The sequence below is a fragment of the Mycobacterium sp. genome, assembly GCF_050701515.1.
GTDB lineage: Bacteria > Actinomycetota > Actinomycetes > Mycobacteriales > Mycobacteriaceae > Mycobacterium.
On the sequence record NZ_JBOGDB010000321.1, the window covers coordinates 1 to 5,232 of the forward strand.

At 67.2% G+C, this 5,232-nt stretch carries 8 protein-coding genes; 2 read left to right on the plus strand and 6 right to left on the minus strand.

What is annotated here, in order from left to right; genetic code table 11:
- From ACRDU5_RS23020 to rimP, 4 genes are all read right to left on the minus strand, one after another.
- Window positions 1-260, minus strand: a 260-nt coding sequence (locus tag ACRDU5_RS23020; RefSeq protein ID WP_526617302.1) for a translation initiation factor IF-2 N-terminal domain-containing protein, incomplete at its 3' end; no start/stop codon positions are given.
- Between the two features lie 80 nt (window positions 261-340).
- Window positions 341-691 (minus strand): DUF448 domain-containing protein, encoded by a 351-nt coding sequence (locus ACRDU5_RS23025; RefSeq protein WP_526617303.1) that lies wholly within the window; start codon window positions 689-691, stop codon window positions 341-343.
- Between the two features lie 48 nt (window positions 692-739).
- Window positions 740-1,783 carry a transcription termination factor NusA gene (nusA, locus tag ACRDU5_RS23030; protein ID WP_526617304.1) on the minus strand — a complete coding sequence of 348 codons (1,044 nt, stop codon included), beginning with the start codon at window positions 1,781-1,783 and terminating at the stop codon, window positions 740-742.
- Complete coding sequence (rimP, locus tag ACRDU5_RS23035) at window positions 1,780-2,337, minus strand: ribosome maturation factor RimP (RefSeq protein ID WP_526617305.1); 558 nt, start codon at window positions 2,335-2,337, stop codon at window positions 1,780-1,782. Before rimP ends, nusA begins: the two co-directional genes overlap by 4 nt.
- A gap of 165 nt (window positions 2,338-2,502) precedes the next feature.
- Between rimP and ACRDU5_RS23040 the strand changes: the two genes are divergently transcribed.
- Window positions 2,503-2,955: a hypothetical protein gene (locus ACRDU5_RS23040; RefSeq protein ID WP_526617306.1), complete on the plus strand. Its 453-nt coding sequence runs from the start codon at window positions 2,503-2,505 to the stop codon at window positions 2,953-2,955.
- Window positions 2,952-3,458 (plus strand): ferritin-like domain-containing protein, encoded by a 507-nt coding sequence (locus ACRDU5_RS23045; protein ID WP_526617307.1) that lies wholly within the window; start codon window positions 2,952-2,954, stop codon window positions 3,456-3,458. The genes ACRDU5_RS23040 and ACRDU5_RS23045 overlap by 4 nt, the downstream gene beginning before the upstream one ends.
- Window positions 3,459-3,543: 85 nt before the next feature.
- On the opposite strand, the gene ACRDU5_RS23050 is transcribed toward ACRDU5_RS23045, so the two are convergent.
- Window positions 3,544-4,407, minus strand: a complete 864-nt coding sequence (locus ACRDU5_RS23050; protein WP_526617308.1) for a DUF559 domain-containing protein — start codon at window positions 4,405-4,407, stop codon at window positions 3,544-3,546.
- A gap of 100 nt (window positions 4,408-4,507) precedes the next feature.
- A partial coding sequence (locus ACRDU5_RS23055; RefSeq protein WP_526617309.1) for a proline--tRNA ligase occupies window positions 4,508-5,232 on the minus strand: 725 nt, incomplete at its 5' end.

A 5,232-nucleotide genomic window follows, 5' to 3' on the forward strand; every position in this document is an offset into this window, starting at 1 on the left:
GGCTTGGCCGGCGCTTTCGCGGGCGCCGTCGACTTCGCGGCCGCCTTCTTCGCCGGCGAGCCGTTGCCGTCGGTCTTGACCTTGTCCGGAGCCGGCTTTGCTCCACCGAACGATGCGCGCAGTCGTCGCGCGACGGGCGCCTCCACCGTGGACGACGCAGATTTGACGAATTCGCCCTGTTCGCTTAGCCGGGCGAGAACTTCCTTGCTGGTAACACCGAGTTCCTTGGCTAACTCGTGTACGCGGGCCTTGCCTGCCACTTACTCTCCATCTCTAGAGGCGACAGCGGTAGTAGGCCGCGCCTCCGGTTTAGCTACGACGCATGGTCATCGTCGGGACTTCACGGTGTGCTCATCTTCTTCGCTACCTGTTCTGTTGCCGGGTGCTCGATCGATTCGAAGTGCTCGACCACCGCGGATGTGTCCGGTGAACCGGTGATGCGCAGCGCTCGAGCGAACGCTCGCCGCCGGATTGCTGCGCGTAAACACTGCTGGTCGGGATGCAACCACGCACCCCGCCCCGGCAGATTACCTGCCGAATCAACGGTCATGGCGCAATCGCCATTCCCGCCGGTCACAGCAACCACACGAAGCAGTTCGACGGCCAACTCTCGCTTCCGGCAGCCGACGCACGTCCGTACGGGTCCATCCGTACCTCGATGCGGCGAAGCCGAAGTCTCGCGCTGGATCACGGCTCAGTCTACCGTTACGGTCCTTGCGAACCGAAACGCGCCGGCCGGCTATCTGTCGTGCACAGCGCCGTGTGTCGCGCCTGGACTCGACGGGCTGTCCTGCTGCGGAGCTGCGTCGCTGCGGATGTCGATGCGCCAGCCGGTCAATCGGGCCGCCAGCCGGGCGTTCTGGCCCTCCTTGCCGATGGCCAACGACAGCTGAAAATCGGGTACCACCACCCGGGCCGCGCGGGCCGCCTCGTCGATGACGGAAACCGACACCACCTTGGCCGGCGACAGCGCATTGGCCACGAACCGGGCCGGATCCTCGTCGTAATCGATGATGTCGATCTTCTCGCCGGACAACTCGCTCATCACATTGCGAACCCGCTGGCCCATCGGGCCGATGCAGGCGCCCTTGGCGTTCAGGCCCGGTGCCCGCGAGGTGACCGCGATCTTCGACCGATGGCCCGCCTCACGGGCCACCGCGACGATCTCGACGGACCCGTCGGCGATCTCGGGCACCTCCAGCGAGAACAGCTTGCGGACCAGGTTGGGATGGGTGCGCGACAGCGTGATCAGGGGCTCACGAGCGCCGCGGGTGACGCCGACCACGTAGCAGCGCAGCCGGTCGCCGTGTTCGTAGCGCTCACCGGGCACCTGTTCGGCGGCGGGGATGACGCCCTCGGATCCCTTGGTTTCACTGCCCATCCGAACGACGACGAGGCCGCGGGCGTTGGCGCGGCTATCGCGCTGAATGACGCCGGCCACGATCTCGCCTTCGCGGGTGGAGAACTCGCCGTAGTTCTTCTCATTCTCGGCGTCGCGCAGCCGCTGCAGGATGACCTGACGCGCGGTGGTCGCCGCGATGCGGCCGAATCCCTCTGGCGTGTCGTCCCATTCGTTGATGAGATTGCCGTCGGCGTCAGTTTCCCGGGCCATCACCTGGACGACGCCGGTCTTGCGGTCGATCTCGATGCGGGCATCGGCCTCATGGCCCTCGGTGTGGCGGTAGGCGGTGAGCAACGCTGACTTGATGGTGTCGACGACGACATCGACCGAGATGCCCTTGTCGGCCTCGATGGCGTGCAACGCTGCCATGTCGATATTCATGCTCCAGCCCCCTTCCCAGGTTGGCCGGCCAGTTCCAGCTCTCGCTGGTTTGGAGGCGAAAACTCGATCTGCACAACGGCTTTCGCGATTCCGCTGAGGGGCAGTTCACGGACAGAGAAGTTCGCTCGGCTGCCCTCGCGAACCACCAGCCGGACGGTGCCGTCGCGCGTCTCGCCAAGCCGACCGGTCAGTTGTGAGCCGTCGGACAGGGTCAGCTCCACCTTGCGGCCACGGGAACGCCGGTAGTGCTTCTCGGCGGTCAGCGGCCGGTCCACGCCGGGCGAAGTAATCTCGAGGACATACGGCGCGCCGGACTGCGGTGAATCGAGACGGTCCAGCAGCTCGGATGCCGACCGCGACAGCGCCGCGATGGAATCCAGATCGAGTCCGTCGTCGCCGTCGGCAATCACGGTGATGCGGGCCGGACGCACGGCGGTGTCGATGACGACATCTTCGATTTCGTAGCCCGCGCGCGCGAACTCGCCGTCGAGTAGCTCGATCACCTGCTTCTGCGACGGCAATCTCGCAGACCGCAGCTGCGGATCCGATGCCACGGCGAGCTCCTCATCTTGAATTGTCCGGACGCGATTCCAACGATACGCCAGGGCACAGCCGACGAACCGCAAACTCGCAGGCCTGCTCAGCGAATACACAGGGTCAGTCGGCAATGGCAGGATGTTGCTGTGCCGAGCCCCCTTCCAGTTGTCAGTAGGCGACGCGTGCTGTTCGGGGCGGCCGCCCTGGCGGTGTTGGGCGCCACCTCCGCCGCATGCGGCTCGCCGCCGCCGCCCGAGATGGACGACCTCATCACGCAGCTCGACCGCGCGCGCAGCGACAGCCAACTCGCGACCGATGCCGCCGCGGCCGCCAAGCGGCAGATTGCGCCCGCGCTGAACGCGGTCGCGTCGGAGCGGTCGGACCACGCCCGCGCGCTGGCCGACGAGATCGCCCGTATCACCGGCGAGGCCGCCACGTCGGCGCCGAAGACGACCAGCCCGGCGCCGGCGCCGACCACCAAGGACGTCATCGCCGCACTGCGCACGTCCGCGGACAATGCCGCGCAACTGGCGGCGCAGTTGTCCGGCTACCGCGCCGGGCTGCTCGGTTCGATCGCCGCATCCTGCACGGCGGCCTACAAAGTGGCACTGGCGTCGCCGGGACGGACACAATGACGTCGGCCGAACCCACACCGACCACCACGTCCTCGCGCGCGGCGGAGCCGACCACCCCGTCGCGACCGGCGAACGCCGACGCCGCGGCGTTGTTCGGCGCCGTCGCCGCCGAGCACGCAATCATCTACGGCTACGGGCTGGTGTCGGCGCATTCCACCCCGGAGGTCAACGACCTGGTTGCGGGGGCGATGGCCGAACACCGGGAACGGCGCGAGGCCGCGATCGCGATGCTCGGCGGCCGTTCGGTGGACGCGCCGCTACCCGCCGCCGGCTATCAGTTGCCGACACAGGTCGACAACCCAACCGATGCGGCCAACCTCGCGGTGCGCATGGAAGAGGATTCCGCGGTCGCGTGGCGGGCGGTGCTCGAGCAGGCCACCACGAACGAGGACCGCGCGTTTGCGGTGACGGCGCTGACGCAGTGTGCGGTGACGGCCGCCCGGTGGAGCCGAGTGCTTGGCGTGTGGCCGATCACCGTCGCCTTCCCCGGCGGCAGCGAGTAATCGCTAGCAGCCATACCCCACGACTGTTGCGTTTGTTGCGGCAAAGTGCGAGTGGGCGCCGCAACAAACGACACACTCGACGCAGTTATCCCGGCCATCCCGCCTCTCGCAGCTTCTTCGCGACGCGTTCGACGATCACGTCCGGACGGGTCAACATTTCGGCGCTGATCCGGATCACCACCCAGCCTTCTGATTCGAGAATGGCCAGCCTTTCGATGTCCCATGAGCGCTGACGGGCATCGTCCCAATGCTGTACTCCGTCGTACTCGACCGCGACTCTCCACTCCTGCCAACCCATATCGACACGGATGCGCACGTCGCCGTGTTCGTTGGCGAAGCAGATCTGTGACTGTGGCATCGGCAGGCCACCGCGCACCAGAATCAGCCGCACCCGAGACTCCTGCGGCGACTCCGCACCTTCATCGACCAGGGCCAGCGCGGAGCGCAGCCGCCGTCGACCACGTACTCCTGGACGGTCATCCGCAAGTGCTAGGACATCCGCCACCTTGAGATTCGTCGCGCGGACGAGCGCGTCCAAAACTGGAACGGAACGGTCGGGTAGGTGCAGCCGGCCGATGTCGAAGGCCGTGCGCTCAGGTGTCGTCAATCGCATGTCGTCGACCCAGCAGACATCGTCGCGTGAGAGCGCGTAGGTGCGCACCTTGATTCCGGGCGGATGGCGTCGGTCAGAACGGCACAGCTCTGCCGCCAGGTGGCCGTCGATCCACTTGGTGCCGTAGATGGCCGCCGCCGACCTCACGGCCAGGGTCGCCTCTCCGCCGCACCAGAGCCACGCGGCACGCGCGCGGTCGGCGGCGGTCAGTTCAGCCGCCTTCGGGAGGTAAACATTTCGATAGACGCTGCGGTACTGCGTCCGCAGTTCCCACGGCGTCAGCTCGCCACGCGCCACGGCTTCCTGGCCAAGAAATAGTCGCGCTCTATCGCCCATGCCGTGTTGACGACCCGGCTCTGACAGCGGTTCCGAATGTGTCGTTTGTTGCGGCAAAGTGCGGGCAGACGCCGCAACAAACGTCGCAGTCGGCGGGCGCTTAGTTGGCGAGCGTTTCGGCGATCGCCGGGGCGGCGCCATCGACGGGTATCTCGCGGGTTTCGCCGGTGAACCGGTTGCGCAGTTCGACCGTCCCGTCCGCCCAGCCGCGACCGACCACCACAATCCACGGCACGCCGAGCAGTTCGGCGTCCTTGAACTTCACCCCGGGCGAGGCCTGCCGGTCGTCGAGCAGCACCTCGAGGCCCAACCGGTCCAGGTCGGCGGCCAGCTCGGCGGCGCCGGCGCGGGCCGCGCTGTACTTGTTGGCGATCACCACATGGGCATCGAACGGCGAGACCGACGATGGCCAGCGCAGCCCGAGCTCGTCGTGATGCTGTTCGGCGATGACCGCGACCAGTCGGCTCACGCCGATGCCGTAGGACCCCATCGTCAACCGCACCGGCTTGCCGTCCTCGCCGAGCACGTCGGCGGTGAACGCGTCGGTGTATTTGCGACCGAGCTGGAAGATGTGGCCCACCTCGATGCCGCGCGCCGACACCAGCGCGCCCGCGCCGTCCGGCGACACGTCCCCGTCGCGCACCTCAGCCGCCTCGATGGTGCCGTCGGCGACGAAGTCGCGACCGGCGACCAGCCCTACCACATGCTTGCCGGGCGCATCCGCGCCGGTGATCCACGACGTGCCGTTCACCACTCGAGGATCGACTAGATACCGAACACCGTTGTCCAGCAGAGCTTTCGGTCCGATATAGCCCTTCGCCAAGA

Excerpts from the sequence above, each read along its gene's own strand:
- nusA (WP_526617304.1), bottom strand. The coding sequence starts at position 1,783 with ATGAATATCGACATGGCAGCGTTGCACGCCATCGAGGCCGACAAGGGC.
- ACRDU5_RS23045 (WP_526617307.1), top strand. The coding sequence starts at position 2,952 with ATGACGTCGGCCGAACCCACACCGACCACCACGTCCTCGCGCGCGGCG.
- ACRDU5_RS23050 (WP_526617308.1), bottom strand. The coding sequence starts at position 4,407 with ATGGGCGATAGAGCGCGACTATTTCTTGGCCAGGAAGCCGTGGCGCGT.